17 protein-coding genes are annotated in these 18,519 nt (G+C 72.8%); 6 read left to right on the top strand and 11 right to left on the bottom strand.

Going from position 1 to position 18,519, the window contains the following annotated elements:
- Nucleotides 1-10 precede the first annotated feature (10 nt).
- A complete protein-coding gene (locus ACH4PY_RS16145; protein WP_398181856.1) occupies nt 11-529 on the top strand; it encodes a YcxB family protein in 519 nt (172 codons plus the stop codon).
- A 61-nt stretch (nt 530-590) separates the two neighbouring features.
- On the opposite strand, the gene ACH4PY_RS16140 is transcribed toward ACH4PY_RS16145, so the two are convergent.
- The 3 genes from ACH4PY_RS16140 to ACH4PY_RS16130 form a co-directional block, all read right to left on the bottom strand.
- The gene (locus ACH4PY_RS16140; protein ID WP_398181853.1) at nt 591-3,017 is read right to left on the bottom strand and encodes an ATP-binding cassette domain-containing protein; all 2,427 of its coding nucleotides are present in this window, start codon (nt 3,015-3,017) and stop codon (nt 591-593) included.
- Nucleotides 3,018-3,188: 171 nt separating this feature from the next.
- Nucleotides 3,189-3,995 (bottom strand): transglycosylase SLT domain-containing protein, encoded by an 807-nt coding sequence (locus ACH4PY_RS16135; protein WP_398181850.1) that lies wholly within the window; start codon nt 3,993-3,995, stop codon nt 3,189-3,191.
- Between the two features lie 316 nt (nt 3,996-4,311).
- Nucleotides 4,312-5,754: an MFS transporter gene (locus ACH4PY_RS16130; RefSeq protein WP_398181846.1), complete on the bottom strand. Its 1,443-nt coding sequence runs from the start codon at nt 5,752-5,754 to the stop codon at nt 4,312-4,314.
- A gap of 276 nt (nt 5,755-6,030) precedes the next feature.
- Between ACH4PY_RS16130 and ACH4PY_RS16125 the strand changes: the two genes are divergently transcribed.
- Nucleotides 6,031-7,035, top strand: a complete 1,005-nt coding sequence (locus ACH4PY_RS16125; protein WP_398181843.1) for an Lrp/AsnC family transcriptional regulator — start codon at nt 6,031-6,033, stop codon at nt 7,033-7,035.
- A gap of 25 nt (nt 7,036-7,060) precedes the next feature.
- Here ACH4PY_RS16125 and era read toward each other — a convergent pair whose 3' ends face one another.
- Nucleotides 7,061-8,011, bottom strand: a complete 951-nt coding sequence (era, locus tag ACH4PY_RS16120; protein WP_398181840.1) for a GTPase Era — start codon at nt 8,009-8,011, stop codon at nt 7,061-7,063.
- Nucleotides 8,012-8,247: 236 nt separating this feature from the next.
- Here era and ACH4PY_RS16115 point away from each other — a divergent pair, with 236 nt between their 5' ends.
- Nucleotides 8,248-9,591, top strand: coding sequence for an ammonium transporter (locus ACH4PY_RS16115; protein ID WP_398182151.1), 1,344 nt, complete (start codon nt 8,248-8,250; stop codon nt 9,589-9,591).
- Nucleotides 9,588-9,926, top strand: coding sequence for a P-II family nitrogen regulator (locus ACH4PY_RS16110; protein ID WP_398181837.1), 339 nt, complete (start codon nt 9,588-9,590; stop codon nt 9,924-9,926). Before ACH4PY_RS16115 ends, ACH4PY_RS16110 begins: the two co-directional genes overlap by 4 nt.
- A 12-nt stretch (nt 9,927-9,938) precedes the next feature.
- Here the strand turns inward: ACH4PY_RS16110 and ACH4PY_RS16105 are convergent, their stop codons facing one another.
- The 5 genes from ACH4PY_RS16105 to ACH4PY_RS16085 form a co-directional block, all read right to left on the bottom strand.
- Entirely contained in the window at nt 9,939-10,316 is a 378-nt protein-coding gene (locus ACH4PY_RS16105; protein ID WP_398181834.1) for a cytidine deaminase, read from the bottom strand.
- Between the two features lie 130 nt (nt 10,317-10,446).
- A complete protein-coding gene (locus tag ACH4PY_RS16100) occupies nt 10,447-11,760 on the bottom strand; it encodes a hemolysin family protein (protein ID WP_398181831.1) in 1,314 nt (437 codons plus the stop codon).
- A gap of 33 nt (nt 11,761-11,793) precedes the next feature.
- Nucleotides 11,794-12,288 (bottom strand): rRNA maturation RNase YbeY, encoded by a 495-nt coding sequence (gene ybeY / locus ACH4PY_RS16095; RefSeq protein ID WP_398181828.1) that lies wholly within the window; start codon nt 12,286-12,288, stop codon nt 11,794-11,796.
- A gap of 15 nt (nt 12,289-12,303) precedes the next feature.
- Nucleotides 12,304-13,374 carry a PhoH family protein gene (locus ACH4PY_RS16090; protein WP_398181825.1) on the bottom strand — a complete coding sequence of 357 codons (1,071 nt, stop codon included), beginning with the start codon at nt 13,372-13,374 and terminating at the stop codon, nt 12,304-12,306.
- Nucleotides 13,375-13,518: 144 nt separating this feature from the next.
- Nucleotides 13,519-14,640 carry a PfkB family carbohydrate kinase gene (locus tag ACH4PY_RS16085; protein ID WP_398181823.1) on the bottom strand — a complete coding sequence of 374 codons (1,122 nt, stop codon included), beginning with the start codon at nt 14,638-14,640 and terminating at the stop codon, nt 13,519-13,521.
- 58 nt (nt 14,641-14,698) lie between these two features.
- On the opposite strand from ACH4PY_RS16085, the gene ACH4PY_RS16080 reads away from it, so the two are divergent.
- The gene (locus tag ACH4PY_RS16080) at nt 14,699-16,000 is read left to right on the top strand and encodes a 6-phospho-beta-glucosidase (protein WP_398181820.1); all 1,302 of its coding nucleotides are present in this window, start codon (nt 14,699-14,701) and stop codon (nt 15,998-16,000) included.
- A gap of 261 nt (nt 16,001-16,261) precedes the next feature.
- Nucleotides 16,262-17,062: an HAD family acid phosphatase gene (locus ACH4PY_RS16075; protein ID WP_398181817.1), complete on the top strand. Its 801-nt coding sequence runs from the start codon at nt 16,262-16,264 to the stop codon at nt 17,060-17,062.
- A gap of 54 nt (nt 17,063-17,116) precedes the next feature.
- Here the strand turns inward: ACH4PY_RS16075 and ACH4PY_RS16070 are convergent, their stop codons facing one another.
- Both ACH4PY_RS16070 and ACH4PY_RS16065 read right to left on the bottom strand, forming a co-directional pair.
- Nucleotides 17,117-18,022 (bottom strand): ribonuclease Z, encoded by a 906-nt coding sequence (locus tag ACH4PY_RS16070; RefSeq protein ID WP_398181814.1) that lies wholly within the window; start codon nt 18,020-18,022, stop codon nt 17,117-17,119.
- Nucleotides 18,023-18,032: 10 nt separating this feature from the next.
- The gene (locus ACH4PY_RS16065) at nt 18,033-18,389 is read right to left on the bottom strand and encodes a histidine triad nucleotide-binding protein (protein ID WP_398181811.1); all 357 of its coding nucleotides are present in this window, start codon (nt 18,387-18,389) and stop codon (nt 18,033-18,035) included.
- Nucleotides 18,390-18,519: the final 130 nt, after the last annotated feature.

Genomic DNA, 18,519 nt, shown 5'->3' with positions numbered 1-18,519 from the left:
AGCACAGCAGTTGGACATCCAGATCGAGAGCCGCATGACGGTCGAGGACATCACCGCGGCGTCCTTCCACATCCAGCGCTGGGAGACGATGCGGATCCTGCCGGGAGCCGTCGTCTTCGCGGTGGTCGCCGTGCTGACCGCCTTCACGGTGCCCGTGGTCGCGATCGTGTGCGGGCTGGGCCTCGCCGTCGTCCTGGGGCTGCACCTGAAGTGGCGGCGGGACGCCCAGCGGATAGCGGAGAGCGCGGTACGGCTCGCCGATCCGTACTCCGTGCGCTTCACCGACACCAAGGCGACCTTCGCGCAGAACGGCAGCGCGGCGGAGTACCCGTGGAAGGAGATCGCGTACGTGACGCGGTCGAACGCCGCGTGGATCGTGGTGCCGGACGACCCGCGGGAGGTCTTCATGCTGCCGCACCGGGCGCTCTCGGCGTCGCAGACGGGTGAGTTCACCCGGCTGCTGTCGGGCTGGCCGCAGCGCAAGTACCGCAAGGCCAGGCTGCCGGAGCCGAGGATGCCGCGGTTCTGACCGGCGTACGGCAGCGGGCCCCCGCCGGGTGATCCGGCGGGGGCCCGCTGCTGCCCCGGGCTCAGCCGCCGACGTAGGCGGCGAGGTGTTCGCCGGTCAGGGTGGGGCGGGCCGTGACCAGGTCGGTGGGGGTGCCCTCGAAGACGATGCGGCCGCCGTCGTGGCCGGCGCCGGGGCCCAGGTCGATGATCCAGTCGGCGTGGGCCATCACCGCCTGGTGGTGCTCGACGACGATGACGGACTTGCCCGCGTCGACCAGGCGGTCCAGGAGGGCCAGGAGCTGGGCGACGTCGGCGAGGTGCAGGCCGGTCGTGGGCTCGTCCAGGACGTAGACGCCGCCCGTCTCGCCCATGTGGGTGGCGAGCTTGAGGCGCTGGCGCTCGCCGCCGGACAAGGTGGTGAGGGGCTGGCCGATGGTGAGGTAGCCGAGGCCGACGTCCACCAGGCGGCCGAGGATCGTGTGGGCGGCGGGGGTGCGGGCGTCACCGTCCGCGAAGAAGTCCGCGGCCTCGGCGACGGACATCGCCAGCACCTCGCTGATGTCGCGCCCGCCGAAGGTGTACTCCAGCACCTCCGGCGAGAAGCGCTTGCCGTCGCAGTCCTCGCAGGGGGTCGCGACGCCCGCCATCATCGCCAGGTCGGTGTAGACGACCCCGGCGCCGTTGCAGGTCGGGCAGGCGCCCTCGGAATTGGCGCTGAAGAGCGCGGGCTTGACGCCGTTCGCCTTCGCGAAGGCCTTGCGGATCGGGTCGAGCAACCCGGTGTACGTCGCCGGGTTGCTGCGGCGCGAGCCGCGGATCGGGCTCTGGTCGATCGACACGACGCCCGCCTCCGCGGCCTGCGCGCTCCTCATGAGCGAACCGTGCACGAGCGAGCTCTTCCCGGAGCCCGCCACGCCCGTCACGACGCACAGCACGCCGAGCGGGATGTCGACGTCCACGTCCTGGAGGTTGTTGGCGTCGGCGCCGCGCACCGCGAGGGTGCCGGAGGGCTTGCGCACCTCGTCCTTGAGCGTCGCCCGGTCGTCGAGGTGGCGGCCGGTGGTCGTCCCGCTGGCGCGCAGCCCCGCGACGCTGCCCTCGTACGTGACCGTGCCGCCCGCGGCGCCCGCTCCCGGACCGAGGTCCACGACGTGGTCGGCGATCTCGATCGTCTCCGGCTTGTGCTCGACGACCAGCACCGTGTTGCCCTTGTCGCGCAGCCGCAGCAGCAGGCCGTTCATCCGCTGGATGTCGTGCGGGTGCAGGCCCACCGTGGGCTCGTCGAAGACGTACGTGACGTCGGTGAGCGACGAGCCGAGCTGCTTGATCATCTTCACGCGCTGCGACTCGCCGCCCGACAGCGTGCCCGCGGGCCGGTCGAGCGCCAGGTAGCCGAGGCCGATCTCGGTGAAGGAGTCCAGCGTCAGCGACAGCGCCGCCAGCAGCGGGGCGACGGACGGCTCGTCCAGGCCGCGCACCCACTGCGCGAGGTCGCTGATCTGCATCGCGCACGCGTCCGCGATGCTCACCCCGCCGATCTTCGACGACCGCGCGCCCTCCGCCAGCCGCGTGCCGTCGCACTCCGGACACGTGGTGAAGGTGACCGCGCGCTCCACGAAGGCCCGGATGTGCGGCTGGAGCGACTCCTTGTCCTTCGACAGCATCGACTTCTGGATCTTCGGGACGAGCCCCTCGTAGGTGAGGTTGACGCCCTCGACCTTGACCTTCGTCGGCTCCCGGTAGAGGAAGTCCTGCATCTCCTGCTGCGTGAACTCCGCGATCGGCTTGTGCGGATCGAGCAGCCCGGACTCGGCGTAGACCCGTACCGTCCAGAAGCTGTCCGACTTCCAGCCGGGGATCGTGAAGGCGCCCTCGGCGAGTGACTTCGAGTCGTCGTAGAGCTGGCTCAGATCGATGTCGGAGACGGTGCCGCGGCCCTCGCAGTGCGTGCACATGCCGCCCGTGCGGTTGAAGGTCGCCTTCACGGCCTTCTTCGCGCCGCGCTCGACGGTGATCGCGCCGGACGCGTGGACCGAGGGCACGTTGAAGGCGTACGCGCTGGGCGGGCCGATGTGCGGGGTGCCGAGGCGGCTGAAGAGGATGCGCAGCAGGGCGTTGGCGTCGGTGGCCGTGCCGACGGTGGAGCGCGGGTCGGCGCCCATCCGCTGCTGGTCGACGCTGATCACGGTGGTCAGGCCCTCCAGCACGTCCACGTCGGGCCGGGAGAGCGTCGGCATGAAGCCCTGCACGAAGGCGCTGTACGTCTCGTTGATGAGCCGCTGCGACTCGGCGGCCACCGTGTTGAAGACCAGCGAGCTCTTGCCGGAGCCGGACACGCCGGTGAAGGCGGTCAGCCGGCGCTTGGGGATCTCGACGTGGACGTCCTTGAGGTTGTTCACGCGGGCGCCGTGCACACGGATCACGTCATGGCTGTCCGGGCCGGTGCCCGCGCTCGTTCCCGCGTCCGTTCCCGTTCCTGTTCCCGCTTGTGCGTCCGTCCCCGTCATCGCGCTCTCCCTCGTCGGTGCGGCCGTACTGCCCGCCGCCACCGTAGCCGGGCGCGGGGACGGGACGCTTCTCCGTTCCTGACCCGCGGGCGGGGCGTGCGGACACGCCGAAGGGCGGCGGGGCCGGTGTGGCCCCGCCGCCCTTCTTCCCGTGCTTTCGCCGGTGACGGATCAGTACGCGGAATTCACGTTGTCCATCGTGCCGTAACGGTCGGCGGCGTAATTGCAGGCGGCGGTGATGTTCGCGACCGGGTCGTAGATGTTGTGCGACGTACCGGCCACGTGGAAGCGGTTGAACGTCGGGTCGATCACCTGGAGCAGACCCTTCGAGGGAATGCCGTTGCGGGCGTTGATGTCCCACAGGTTGATCGCCTTCGGGTCACCACTGGACTCGCGGATGATGTTGCGGTGGATTCCCTCGTACGTGCCGGGGATCCCCTTCTTGTGCATGATGTCGAGCGACTCGCGGATCCAGCCGTCCAGGTTGTTCGCGTAGTGCTTCGCGGCCGGCTTGGACGCGGGCTTGGACGCGGTGGTGCTCTTCTTCGGCGCGGCCTTGGGCGCGCTCTTCTTCGGGGCGTCGGCGCGGTGCGACGAGCGGTTCGCAGCGGCCTCGGCCTTCGCGCGCTCGTTCGCCTCGGCGGCGGCCTTCTTCTTCGCGGCCGCGCCCGCGGCCTCCTTCTGGGCCTGCTCGGCCTTGGCCGCCTTCTGCTGCGCGGAGTCGGTGATCGCCTTCTGCGACGCCATACCGGTCTGCGCGCCCAGGTCCTTGGTGGGCGTACCGGTGGAGACGGAGAACCCGGTCGGGTCGCCCGCCGCGGTCGCCGAACCGGCTCCGGCGGTCGCCTCCAGGCCGGTGACGGTCAGCACGACCGCTGCGGCGGCGACAGCGCCGGCTGCGGTGATCTTGTGCTTCTTCGACATCTGCTGGAACTTCGCGAACGACGGGAGCTTCTTCGGGATCGTGGGGAGCTGCATGGAGAAATTACCTCTTCCGTAGCGGGACCCCTGAATTGTTAGGTGGCGGGGATCCGCCGGTCAACGACCCGCACTACGGCATGCATTCGTAGGACGCTTTCGGAAGTCCCATATTCCGTGCGATACGGCGGCCGAGGTCCACTAAGCGGCTTAGTATGTGACGCACGTCCCGTCGAGGACGTCACAAGGGGGCGCCCCCGCTCTCACCGCGAGTGAGAACGGGGGCGCCGGACGTGAGCGAATTGCGGCGGTCTTTGTGACCGCGGTCACGCGGAATTGAGGACGGAAAGGAAAGGGGGTGGGCTCCTGCGGTTCCTCAGCGGCCCGCGGGCTCGGGCGCGGGGGCCCCGGAGGGCGCGGGCACCGCCTTGTCGCCGCCGCCGGAGCGCGACGGCCGGACGAGCACCAGCACCAGCAGGCCGCCGAGCAGGCCCGCGACGGCCGCCCACACCGAGATACGGTCCAGGGCCGCCGCGTACGCCGCGTGCGTGGAGCCGCCGTGCCCGGCGACATGGCGCAGCCGCGCGGTGAAGACCGCGCCGAGGACGGCGACACCCAGCGTCATCCCCAGCTGGCGCGCGGTGTTCAGCGCCCCGCCCGCCATGCCCGCGCGGTGCGGCGGCACCGCGTCCACCGCGGCAGCGGCCAGCACCGGCGTGGTCAGCCCGACACCCACCCCGGTCACCGCGAAACCGGCGGCCAGCGAGGCCGCGCCCGACGAGGTGTGCACGGTCAGCGCCAGCAGGCCGCAGCCCGCGCCGATGATCACCAGGCCCACGCCGATCGGCAGCCGCGCCGGGAAGCGGTGCATCACGCGCCCGGCGATCGCCGCGACCACGAAGGCCGTGGCCGCCATCGGCATCATCGCCAGGCCGCCGCGGATCGGGCTGAGGCCCAGCACGTTCTGCAGCCACAGGGAGAAGTAGACGAAGCCGCTGAAGGCCGCCGCCTGGTACAGCAGGCCGCCCACGAGCAGGCCGCTGAAGCCGGGGCGGCGCAGCAGGGCCAGGTCGATCATCGGATGGGCCGAGCGCGCCTCGATCGCGACGAAGCCGACGGCGGCGACCGCGCTCACCACGAAGGCGGCGACCGTCAGCCCGTCCGTCCAGCCCGCGTCACCGCCGCGGATCAGGGCGTAGGTGACGGCGGCCACGGCGACCGTGAAGGCCGCGGCCCCCGGCAGGTCCAGCCGGCCCGTGCCGCGCCGGCCGTGATCGGGCAGCACCCGCAGGGTGAGCAGCACCGCGACCGCCGCGATCGGCAGGTTGACCAGGAAGATCGCCTGCCAGCCGAAGCCCTGGGTGAGCAGCCCGCCCAGGATCGGCCCGGCCGCGGCGGCGGCACCGTTGACCGCGCCCCACACACCGAACGCGACCCCGCGGTCACGCCCCTGGTAGGAGGACGCCACCAGGGCGGCGGAGGTCGCGAACATCGCCGCGCCGCCGATGCCCTGTACGCCCCGCGCGGTGATCAGCGCGGCGGCGTTCGGCGACAGGGCCGCGCCCAGCGAGGCCACGGCGAAGAGGACGAGCCCGGCCGCGTACAGCCGCCGGTGCCCGAAGAGGTCGCCCAGCGAGCCGGCCACGAGCAGCAGCGCGGCCAGCGCGAGGGCGTACACGTCCACCACCCACTGGAGGGAGGAGAAGGGTGCGTCGAGGTCGGACGCCATCCGCGGCAGCGCGACGTTCACGATCGTGACGTCGACCAGCAGGATGAAGGCGCCCAGGCAGATCGCCACGAGGGGCAGCCATTTGCGCATGGGACGGGGCTCCGTTTTCGGCTCGTTCGGGGGTGCGGGTCGGGTGCGGGCGGTTCGCTTGCGGGGGTCGGGGTACGCGGCTCGGGGATGAGGCCGGTCCGGGTGGGCCGGGGTCCGGGTGGCGCCCGTGCTCCACTGCTCCGGTACTGACACCGCCGGACGGCCCTTCCGGGCGGTCGCCCGGCTGTCCGACCGTCCAAGCGTGCGGCCCGCGTACCGAAATCCTCGTCCGATCCGCCCTGGCTGGCGGAATCCGACACGCAGTAGGCTCATCACGTGGAATCCGACACGACATGGGCACCCTTGCGCGTCTTCGACCCGCTCGACCAGCAGATCGTGCAGGCCCTGCAACTTGACGGGCGCGCCCCCTTCCGCCGCATCGGCGAGGTGCTCGGCGTCTCCGACCAGACCGTGGCCCGCCGGCACGCCAGGCTGCGCGAGACCGCCGGACTGCGTGTGCTCGGGCTGACCGAACCGCTGCGGATGGGGCTCACGCCCTGGTTCGTCCGTGTGCGCTGCACGCCGGACGCCGCCCAGCAGATCGGCGAGGCCCTCGCCCGGCGTACCGACACCCGCTGGGTGAGCCTGCTGTCCGGCGGCACGGAGATCGGCTGCATGACCCATGTCTCCGACCCGGCGGCGGACCCGCACGCCCTGCTCCTCCAGAAGCTGCCGCGCACCCCGCGCGTGGTCCAGGTCAGCGCGCACGCGCTGCTGCACGTCTTCTTCGGCGGCGAACTCAGCCCGTACAGCAGGCTCGGGCCGCTCACCCCCGACCAGGTCGCGGCGCTGCGCCCGGCGCCGCCCGCGGAGAGCACGGAACCGCTCCTCCTCGACGAGGGCGACCGGCGGCTGCTGGAACTGCTGGCGCGCGACGGCCGCACTGCGGCGGCGGAGCTGGCGGCCGCCACCGGGTGGTCGCCCACCACGGTCCGCCGCCGGATGACGGAGCTACGGGCGTCCGGCGTGCTCTACTTCGACCTCGACTTCGCCCCGGGCCTGCACCCGAACGAGCTGCGGACCTTGCTGTGGCTGGAGGTCGAACCGGCCCACCTCGCAGCGGCGGGAGCGGCGCTGGCCGCGCACACGGAGGTCGCCTTCGCGTCGGCCACCACGGGGACGTCGAACCTCTACGTGTGCCTCCTGTGCCGGGACGCGCCCTCCCTCTACCGCTACCTCACCGGTCCGGTGGCCGCCCTCCCCGGCGTCCGCCGCACCGAGACGGCCCCCATCCACCGCACCCTCAAGGGCGCGGGCCCCTTCTTCGTCCCGGGCCGCTGATCCCCCGGACGAAGAAGGGGCCCGGTCAGAAGCCGAGGCGGCGCAGCTGCTTGGGGTCGCGCTGCCAGTCCTTCGCGACCTTGACGTGCAGGTCGAGGAAGACCGGCGTACCGAGCAGCGCCTCGATCTGCTTGCGGGACTTCATGCCGACCTCCTTCAGGCGGGCGCCCTTGGGGCCGATGATGATGCCCTTCTGGGAGGGCCGCTCGATGTAGACGTTGGCGTGGATGTCGACCAGCGGGCGGTCGGCGGGCCGGTCCTCACGCGGGGCCATCTCCTCCACGACGACGGCGATGGAGTGCGGCAGCTCGTCGCGCACGCCCTCCAGCGCGGCCTCGCGGATCAGCTCGGCGACCATGATCTGCTCGGGCTCGTCGGTGAGGTCGCCCTCGGGGTAGAGGGCGGGGCCCTCCGGGAGCAGCGGGACCAGCAGGTCCGCGAGCAGGCCGACCTGCTCGCCGGAGACCGCCGAGACGGGCACGATCTCCGCCCACTCGATCCCCAGCTCGCGGCCGAGCTTGTCGACGGCCAGCAGCTGCCCGGCGAGCGCCTTGGAGTCGACCAGGTCGGTCTTGGTGACCACCGCGACCTTGGGGGTCTTGCGAATCTCGGCCAGCTCGCGCGCGATGTACGTGTCGCCGGGGCCGAGCTTCTGGTCGGCGGGCAGGCAGAAGCCGATGACGTCCACCTCGGCCCAGGTGCTGCGGACGACGTCGTTGAGGCGCTCGCCGAGCAGCGTGCGGGGCTTGTGCAGGCCGGGGGTGTCGACCAGCACGAGCTGGGCCTCGGGGCGGTGGACGATGCCGCGCACGGTGTGCCGGGTGGTCTGCGGCCGGTTGGAGGTGATCGCCACCTTCTGGCCGACCAGAGCGTTCGTGAGGGTGGACTTTCCGGCGTTGGGGCGGCCCACGAAGCAGGCGAAGCCGGACCGGTGGGCGGGGCCGGTGGCGGGGGTGCGAGCGCTCATGGCCCTCATTCTCCCCGATGGCGGCGGTGCGCGCGGACGCGCGGCTCCCTGCGGCGGCGCGGGCGGGCTCGGCCCGGCTGCGCGGGCGCGCGGACGGGCGCCCGCGGCGGCCGCAGCCTCACGCATCGTGAGGATGGCGTAATGCCCACGCAACACGAAACACGGCGGAAACACCCGCGCCCACATCCGGAAACGCGCACCCGTGACGCTTCCGTACAACCGCCTGTGGAAGGACCCCGCCCGTGCTGCTGCTGTCCTCCGGCCCCTCCGGCCAGACGGCCGTGAACGCCGCCGACACCGCGTGGCTGCTGGCCGCGACCGCCCTGGTGCTGCTCATGACGCCCGGCCTCGCGCTCTTCTACGGCGGCATGGTCCGCAGCAAGAGCGTCCTCAACATGCTGATGATGAGCTTCGTCTCGATCGCGCTGGTCACGCTGGTGTGGCTGCTCGCCGGATACACGCTGGCCTTCGGGCACGACGCGGGCGGGCTCGGCCTCATCGGCGACCTGAAGAACGTCGGCATGCACGGCATCGGGCCGACCGCGATGCACGGGCACGTGCCGACGCTGCTCTTCGCGACCTTCCAGCTGACCTTCGCCGTGATCACGGCCGCGCTGATCAGCGGGGCGGTCGCCGACCGGGCGCGGTTCGGGGCCTGGATGGTCTTCGTGCCGGTGTGGACACTCGCCGTATACGTCCCCGTGGCGCACTGGGTCTTCGCCGACGGCGGCTGGGTCGTCTCGAAGCTGCACGCGCTGGACTACGCGGGCGGCACGGTCGTGGAGGTGTGCTCGGGCGCCTCCGGGCTGGCGCTGGCAATCGTGCTGGGGCCGCGGCTGGGCTTCCGCAAGGAGGCGATGCGGCCGCACAACCTGCCGCTGGTGCTGCTGGGCGCCGGACTGCTGTGGTTCGGCTGGTTCGGCTTCAACGCCGGATCCGCGCTGGGCGCCAACGGCATGGCGGGCGCGGCCTTCCTCAACACCCAGACCGCGGGCTGCGCGGGCCTGCTGGGCTGGCTGGCCGTCGAGAAACGGCGGGACGGGCACGCCACGACGCTGGGCGCCGCCTCCGGCTCGATCGCGGGCCTGGTCGCGATCACCCCCTCCTGCGGCAGCGTGGACGTCCCCGGTGCCGCGCTCGTCGGTCTCGCGGCGGGCGTGCTGTGCTCGTACGCGGTGAGCTGGAAATTCCGCTGGGGCGTGGACGACTCGCTGGACGTCGTGGGCGTCCACCTCATGGGCGGCATCGTCGGCACCGCCCTGATCGGCCTGCTCGCCACCGAGTCCATGACCGGCGGGCCGGAGGGCCTGTTCTACGGCGGCGGCCTGGCGCAGCTGGGCCGCCAGCTCACGGCGATCGGGGCGGTCGGGACCTACGCCTTCGCTGTCACGTACGCGATCGGCAAGGTCATCGACCGGCTGCTGGGCTTCCGGGCGAGCGAGGAGCACGAGAGGAGGGGCCTGGACCTCACCGTGCACGCCGAGACCGCCTACGATCACGGCGTACTCACGCACGGTACGTCGCACGGCGCCGCCGCCGGGCACGCCGCCGCAGCGCAGGCCGCGCACGACAGGAGCCCCTTGGGATGAAGCTGGTCACCGCCGTCATCAAGCCGTACAAGCTGGACGACGTGAAGACCGCCCTGCAGGAGATGGGCGTGCAGGGCATGACCGTGACCGAGGCCAGCGGCTACGGCAGGCAGCGCGGCCACACCGAGGTCTACCGGGGCGCCGAATACCGCGTGGACCTCGTGCCGAAGGCGCGCATCGAGGTGCTGGTGGAGGACGCGGAGGCGGAGGCCGTGATCGCGGCGGTGGTCGCGGCGGCCCGCACCGGCAAGATCGGCGACGGCAAGGTGTGGTCGGTGCCGGTCGAGACGGCCGTCCGCGTCAGGACCGGCGAGTTCGGCCCCGACGCCCTCTGAGGCCCCCCGCGGTCAGCCCGCGGTGACCTGCGCGCGTATCGAGCCGTCCGGCGCCGCCGTGATCACCGGCACCGCGGCGCCGCCCAGATCCCGGACGGCGGCACGGTCGGCGTCGGACGCCGCCTCCGCCTCCGTCACGACCGCGGCGGCCTCCAGCGACTTCGCGCCGCTCGCGACGGCCATGGCGACGGCCGTCTGGAGCGCGCTCAGCCGCAGCGACTCCAGCGCGACGGTGCCCGCCACATACGTGCGCCCCGTCTCGTCACGCACCGCGGCGCCCTCGGCCACCCCGTTGCGCGCGCGGGCCGAGCGGGCGAGGGTGACGAGCTTGCGGTCTTCCGGGTCCGACAGCTCGGCTGCCTGCTGCTGATCGCTCATACGCGCGATCATAGGGCGTCGCGCGCACCCCGCCCTTTCTCCCCTGTGGATTGCGCTGCGTGACCGCACCTGCGCACCCGGCGACCCAACCCCCTGACGATGCTCGGCACCTTCTCCCCCTGAGCCCCGCGGACCGCCCGGCTCACTCCCCCGTCCCGTCCTCCCCGGGGTGCGGCTGCGGGGGCAGGGGTTCGACCAGGACCGTGCCGATGCGGTTGCGGCGGCCCGCCTGGGTCTCGGCGGTCAGGCGGAGGGCGGGGGTGGGGTGGTCGGGGGTGGTGTCCTCGGGGAGGGGGACGACGACCGTGGCGCCGGGGATGGGGACGCGGCCGAGGGACTTGGCCAGCAGGCCGCCGACCGTCTCGACGTCGTCGTCGTCCAGGAGCACGCCGTACAGCTCGCCCAGGTCGCCGATGTCGAGCCGGGCGGTGACCCGGTAGCGGCCCTCGCCCAGGGCCTCGACCGGCGGGGTCTCCTGGTCGTACTCGTCGGTGATCTCGCCGACGATCTCCTCCAGGATGTCCTCGATCGTGACGATGCCCGCGGTGCCGCCGTACTCGTCGACGACGACGGCGACGTGGTTGCGGTCGCGCTGCATCTCGCGCAGCAGGTCGCCGGCGTTCTTGGTGTCGGGGACGAAGGCCGCCGGGCGCAGCACGCTGGTGACGGGCTCGCTCTCGGCGTCGCGGTTGATGTGGGTGCGCCGGGCGAGGTCCTTGAGGTAGACGAAGCCCACGACGTCGTCCTCGCTCTCGCCGGTGACCGGAATGCGGGAGAAGCCGCTGCGCAGCGCCAGCGTGGTGGCCTGCCGGATGGTCTTGAAGCGCTCGATCATCACCAGCTCGGGGCGCGGCACCATGACCTCGCGCACGATGGTGTCGCCCAGCTCGAAGACGGAGTGCACCATGCGGCGCTCGTCGTCCTCGATGAGCGACTCGGACTCGGCGAGGTCCACGAGCGCGCGCAGCTCGGCCTCGCTCGCGAACGGGCCGCGTTTGAAGCCCCTGCCGGGGGTCAGCGCGTTGCCGAGCAGGATCAGCAGCCCGGGGACGGGGCCCATGACGCGGGCCAGCGGAAGCAGCACGTACGAGGCGGCGGTCGCGGTGTTCATGGGGTGCTGGCGGCCGATGGTGCGCGGGGAGACGCCCACCGCGACGTACGACACCAGCACCATGACGCCGATCGCGACGACCAGCACCTCCCAGGTGCTGGTGAAGGCGCGGTAGCAGACGACCGTGATGAGCACGGCCGCCGCGGTCTCGCACCCGACCCGCACCAGCAGCGCGACGTTGAGGTAGCGAGTCGGGTCGGAGGCCACGGCGAGGAGGTTGGCGGCGCCCCGGCGGCCGGAGCGCACCGCGTCCTCGGCGCGGAAACGGGAGATCCTGGCGAGCGCGGTCTCGGCGCAGGCCGCGAGCCAGGCGACGATGACGAGCAGGACGGCGGAGACGATCATGAGGCGTCCACGTGCGGTAGCCGTGCCCCCGCGTCAGTGGGTGGTGGGCGCGGGCGAGGGGCCCGTCAGTCCGTGCTCGGCCCGCCAGCCGTCCAGAATCGCCTTCTGGAGGCCGAACATCTCGGCCTTGTCCTCGGGCTCCTCGTGGTCGTACCCGAGCAGGTGCAGCACCCCGTGCACGGTGAGCAGCTGCAGCTCCTCGTCCATGCTGTGCCCGGTCGGCGCCTCCTCGCCCTGCTTCTTCGCGACCTCGGGGCACAGCACGATGTCGCCGAGCAGCCCCTGTGCGGGCTCCTCGTCCTCCTTGCCGGGCCGCAGCTCGTCCATCGGGAAGGACATGACATCGGTGGGGCCCGGCAGGTCCATCCACTGGATGTGCAGCTGCTCCATCGCGTCGGCGTCCACCAGGATCACCGACAGCTCCGACAGCGGGTGGATGCGCATGCGGTGCAGCGCGTAGCGGGCGGCGTCGAGCACCGCCTGCTCGTCGACCTCCCAGCCGGACTCGTTGTTGACGTCGATCGCCATGATGGTGTGATCCGGCTACTTTCTCTTGGGGCGTGCGCCGCGGCCGCCGGCGGGGTCGCCCGAATCGGCCGCCGCGAGCGCGTTGTCGTACCGCTCGTACGCGTCCACGATCCGCCCGACCAGCTTGTGGCGCACCACGTCGGTGCTGCTCAGCCGCGCGAAATGGACGTCGTCGACGTCCGCGAGGATGTCCTGCACCTGGCGCAGGCCGCTCTTGGTCCCGTTCGGCAGGTCGACCTGGGTGACGTCACCGGTGATGACGATCTTGGAGTCGAAGCCGAGCCGGGTCAGGAACATCTTCATCTGCTCGGCGCTGGTGTTCTGCGCCTCGTCCAGGATGATGAAGGCGTCGTTGAGGGTGCGGCCGCGCATGTACGCCAGCGGGGCGACCTCGATCGTGCCGGCCGCCATCAGCCGGGGGATCGAGTCGGGGTCCAGCATGTCGTGCAGGGCGTCGTAGAGCGGGCGCAGGTAGGGGTCGATCTTCTCGTAGAGGGTGCCGGGCAGGAAGCCCAGGCGCTCGCCGGCCTCGACCGCGGGGCGGGTCAGGATGATGCGGTTGACCTGCTTGGACTGGAGGGCCTGGACGGCCTTGGCCATCGCCAGGTAGGTCTTGCCGGTGCCGGCCGGGCCGATGCCGAAGACGATGGTGTGCTTGTCGATCGCGTCCACGTAGCGCTTCTGGTTGAGCGTCTTGGGGCGGATCGTGCGGCCGCGGCTGGACAGGATGTTCTGCGTGAGCACCTGGGCCGGGGTCTCGGCGTCCTCGTCGGCGGCGGTGCCGTTGGCGCGGAGCATAGCGATGGAGCGCTCCACCGCGTCCTCGGTCATCGGCTGGCCGGTGCGCAGGACGAGCATCATCTCGTCGAACAGCCGCTGGACCAGGGCCACCTCGGCGGCCTCGCCGACGGCGTTGATCTCGTTGCCCCGCACGTGGATGTCGACGGCCGGGAAGGCCTGCTCGATCACCCGCAGGAGAGAGTCGCCAGATCCCAGGACGGTCACCATGGGGTGCTTGGCCGGTACGACGAAGTGGGCGCGCGCCGGCTGCGGCTGCGGCTGCTGCTTTGTCGGTGTCTGAGTCATGGGCCGGCGCTAGGGCCTGCTCATCCCGCTTTCTGCTGATCGACGAGCCCGGTGGGGCGTGGTAATCCAAGCCTACGACGTGGGGCCTCGGCCGCCGAGGGGATTTGCCGTTGTCACCGGCGGCCGGGCACGCACCCGCCGGGCTCAGGCCCGGCGGAAGCCGATCGTCGGCACCGCCCGGGGCAGCGGCCAGCGGCGCGGGGCGGGCGGGATCAGCGCGTCCAGGAAGGCGTAGCGGCACAGGGCCTCGGCCGGGGTCGCCGGATCGGCCTTGGCCCGCGTCCACCACGCGGCGACCTCCGTCCAGCCCGGCGCGGACAGCGAGCCGCCGAACTCCTGGACGGACAGCGCGGCGCACAGCGAGCCGAAGGCCAGCCGGTCGGGCAGCGGCCAGCCCGCGAGGCTGCCGGTGACGAAGGCGGCCACGAAGACGTCCCCGGCGCCGGTCGGATCCAGCGCGTCCACGATCAGCGCGGGCACCTCCGCCGTCTCGCCACTGCCCGCGTCCACCGCGACGGCGCCCTCGGCACCGAGCGTGACCACGGCGAGCGGCACCAGCTCGGCGAGCTTGTACGCGGCCGCCCGCGGGCTGGTGGTGCGGGTGTAGCGCATGGCCTCCTGCGCGTTCGGCAGGAAGGCCGCGCAGTGCCGCAGCTCGGCCAGATCCGCCGGATCCCAGCGGCCGGTGTCGTCCCACCCGACGTCGGCGAAGACCGCCGTGCCGGACGCGGCCGCACGGGCGACCCACTCGCGGTCAGGGTCGGGCGCGGGCTCCTCGTCCGAGGCCCGCTCGCGCTGCCCGAGGGAGGCCACCGCGGCCCGCGCGGGCGGCGGGCACGCGGGCACCGGCTCCTTCTCGGGCGGCGGCGCCCGGTGCCCGTGGCTGACCATGGTGCGCTCGCCCTCGTACGCCATCGACACCGTGACCGGGGAGTGCCAGCCGGGGATGCGGCGGGAGGGCCCCAGGTCGATGCCCTCGCCCTGCGACAGGCTCTCCCAGCAGTAGTCGCCGTACATGTCGTCCCCGAAGGCGGCGGCGAGCGTCGTGCGCAGGCCGAGGCGGGCCAGGGCGGTAGCCATGTTCGCCACGCCGCCGGGGCTGGAGCCCATGCCGCGGGCCCACGACTCCGTACCCCGCACGGGTGCGCTGTCCAGGCCGGTGAAGATGATGTCGAGGAAGACGGTGCCGGTGAGATAGACATCGGTCGCCGGGTCCCCCGCGGCGCGCACCGCGCCGAGCGGATCGAGGACGGGCTGGTCGTGCATGCAAGACACTGTGCCCGATACCACTGACAGTGACGAGCATCCAGGGAACGGAGTACGGGTGAAGCTCACCATTCTGGGCGGCGGAGGCTTCAGGGTGCCGCTCGTGCACCGGGCGCTGGCCGGGGACGACCTGATCGACGAGGTCGTGCTGCACGACGAGGACCCGCTGCGGCTGCGGGCCGTCGCCGCCGTGATCGCCGGGGCGGGGACGGGCGGGCCCGCCGTACGGCTCGCCGACGGGCTGGACGACGCGGTGCGCGGCGCGGACTTCGTCTTCTCCGCGATCCGGGTGGGCGGCACCGCGGGCCGGGTGCGCGACGAGCGGCTGCCGCTCGCCGAGGGCGTGCTCGGACAGGAGACGGTGGGCGCGGGCGGTGTCCTGTACGGGCTGCGCACCCTGCCGGTCGCGGTACGGATCGCCGAGCGGGTCCGGGCGCTGGCACCGGACGCCCTGGTGATCAATTTCACCAACCCGGCGGGCATGGTGACCGAGGCGATGGCGCGCGTGCTGGGCGACCGCGTCATCGGCATCTGCGACTCGCCCGTGGGCCTGGTGCGGCGGGCGGCGCGCGCGGCGGGCGCCGACCCGGACGCGCCGGACTTCGGCTACGACTACGTCGGCCTCAACCACCTGGGCTGGCTGCGCCGCCTGACCTCCGGCGGCCGCGACCTGCTGCCGGGCCTGCTCGCCGACCCGGCCGCCCTCGGCGGCTTCGAGGAGGGGCGGCTCTTCGGCCCGGACTTCCTCGCCGCGCTGGGCGCCCTGCCCAACGAATACCTGCACTACTACTACTTCCGCCGCGAGACCCTCGCCGCGGTGCGCGCCGCCGACGAGACGCGCGGGGAGTTCCTGGACCGGCAGCAGGGCGCGTTCTTCGCGGCGGCCGACCGCGACCCGGGCCGCGCGCACGAGCTGTGGGAGGCGGCCCGGCGCGAGCGCGAGGAGACCTACGGGGCCGACTCCCGCGCGGCGAGCGGCGGTTGGCAGCGCGACCCGCACGACCTGGACGGCGGCGGCTACGACCGGGTCGCGCTCGCGCTCATGCGGGCCGTCGCCCGGGACGAGCGGACCGAGCTGATCCTCGACGTCCGCTCGGGCGGCGCGCTGCCCTTCCTGGACGCCGACGCCGTCGTGGAGGTGCCCTGCGCGGTGGACGCCGCCGGGGCGCGCCCGCTGCCCGTCGCACCGCCGGACGAGCACCAGGCGGGCCTGATGCTGGCCGTCAAGGCGGTGGAGCGGGCGGCGATCGACGCGGCGCTGACCGGCTCCCGTACGGCGGCGCTGCGCGCGCTGGCCCTGCACCCGCTGGTGGACTCCCCCGCGGCCGCGGCCCGCATCCTCGACGCGGCGGGCCACTGAGGCGCGGACCGGGCCCGTACCGCCTGTCGCCGAGCCGCGGACCGGTCCCGTACCGCCCGGCCGCCGCACCGCGGGCCGGGCCCCGTACGGTCGCGCGCGCCCGGCCGCGGCAACGGGCGGCACCCGGACGGCGTTTGGGGAAACACCAGGGAAACACCATCTGACCTGCGTTGTGACGATACGCGCGTAGACCGTCCTTGACCTGCCGGGAACCGGGGGTCTAACTTGCCGCGCATCAACCAGCGTTGAAGGAGCACCGCCATGCCCCTCGTCCGTCCGTCCCGCCGTTCGCTGGCGCTCGCCGCCGCCGCAGCCACCCTGGGCGCCGCCTTCTACGGCGTCGGAGCCGCCACCGCGGACCCCTCGGTGCCGCGCAGCGACAAGGAGATCCCCAACCTCACCAACGTCGTCAACGACATCAAGGCCTACTACGGCGACACCGTCGTGGGCAGCGAGCACTACGCCTCCGCGGACAGCAACTACGCCCGTCAGCTCGCCGGCATCGAGGCCAAGGCGAAGGCGGACCTCACGCACGCGCTCACGCACGCCAAGGGCGGCAAGCACGGCTCCCACGGCGCGAAGCCCGCGATCGTGCTGGACGTCGACGACACCAGCGTGCTCACGTACAACTACGAGCTGGAGGTCGGCTTCAACTACACCCCGGCCAGCAACCAGGCCTACCTGGACACCAAGGACATGCCGCCGGTCTTCGGCATGGACACCCTCACCAACTGGGCCGCGGACCAGGGCGTGACGGTCTTCTGGATCACCGGCCGCCCGGAGGCGCAGCGCGCCGACACCGTGCGGAACCTGTCGGCGGTCGGCTACACCGCGGCCCCCGACACCGCGCACCTGTACCTGAAGAACACCGCGAACCCGCCCGCCTACCTGGCGTGCGGCGCGACGTGCACGACGATCGAGTACAAGTCGGGGACGCGCGCGCACATCGAGTCGCTGGGCTACGACATCATCGGCAACTTCGGCGACCAGTACAGCGACCTGTCCGGCGGCCACGCCGACAAGTCCTACAAGCTGCCCAACCCGATGTACTACCTGCCGTAACCGTAGGCTCAGCCGCAGCCCGCACAGGACCCCGGTGCCGCGTCGTGGACGGACTCACACGCGGCGCGGCACCGGCACCCGCGTCAGGTCCGCGGCCACCGTCAGCTCGCCCTCGAACCCGGCGGCGCGCGCCTCGGCCGCGAAGCCGTCCGGCTCGGGGTAGCGCTGCGAGAAGTGCGTGAGCACCAGGTGGCGCACCCCGGCGTCGCGCGCGACCGCGGCGGCCTGGCCCGCCGTCAGATGGCCGTGCTCGGCGGCGAGCGCGGCGTCGGCCTCCTGGAACGTCGACTCGATCACCAGCATGTCGCAGCCCGCGGCGAGTTCGGGCACCGCCGGGCACATCCGGGTGTCCATGACGAAGGCGAAACGCTGGCCGCGGCGCGGCTCGCTGACCTCCTCCAGCGTCACCCCGCGCAGCTCGCCGTCCTGCTGGAGGCGGCCGACGTCGGGCCCCGCGATGCCGTGCTCGGCGAGCTTCGCCGGCAGCATCCGGCGGCCGTCCGGCTCGGTGAGCCGGTAGCCGTAGGACTCCACGGGATGCGACAGGCGGCGCGCCTCCAGGGTGAAGGCGGGCGTGACGGCGAGGACGCCGCCCTCGCCGCTCACCGGCTGCTCGCGGATGTCGCCCGCCTCGCGATAGGCGGTGGCGTGCCGCAGCCGGTCGAAGTACGCCTGGCCGCTGGCCGGGTAGTGCGCGGCGACCGGGTGCGGGACGCGGTCCAGGCTGATGCGCTGGAAGACGCCCGCGAGGCCGAGCGAGTGGTCGCCGTGGAAGTGCGTGACGCAGATCCGCGTCAGGTCGTGCGCGGCGACCCCGGCGTGCAGCATCTGCCGCTGGCTGCCCTCGCCGGGGTCGAAGAGGATGCCCTCGCCGTCCCAGCGCAGCACGTAGCCGTTGTGGTTGCGCTGCCGCGTCGGCACCTGGCTGGCGGTGCCGAGGACGACGAGTTCACGGGCCATCGGGCGCGGCTCAGACCAGCCGCTGGAGGTCGCGGCCGCCCAGCACGTGGGCGTGCGCGTGGAAGACCGTCTGGCCCGCGCCCGCGCCGGTGTTGAAGATGATCCGGTAGCCGGTGCCGTCGACCTTCTCCTGCGCGGCGACCTCGCCCGCCTCGCGCAGCACGTCCGCGACCGCGCCCGGGTCGCCCGCGGCGAGCGTGGCCGCGTCCGGGTAGTGCACCCGCGGGATCACCAGGACGTGCGTGGGCGCCTGCGGGTTGATGTCCCGGAAGGCGAGCGTGGTGGGCGTCTCGCGGACGATCGTGGCCGGGATCTCACCGGCGACGATCTTGCAGAACAGGCAGTCGGCCTGGGGCTCTCCCGCCATGGCGCGGGGCTCCCTTCTCGGGGGGCTACGGGGCTTCGCATCGTACCGGCAGCGGGCGCACGGGCCGTACGCGCGCGGGTGCGCCGCCGCCGGACGCCGCCGCTGACGGCCGTACGCGCGCGGATGCGCG

The organism is Streptomyces sp. NPDC021224 (assembly GCF_044332905.1).
Taxonomy (GTDB): Bacteria; Actinomycetota; Actinomycetes; order Streptomycetales; family Streptomycetaceae; genus Actinacidiphila.
Note: the sequence above shows the minus strand (reverse complement) of the source record. Positions and strands in the feature narration are given on the sequence as shown.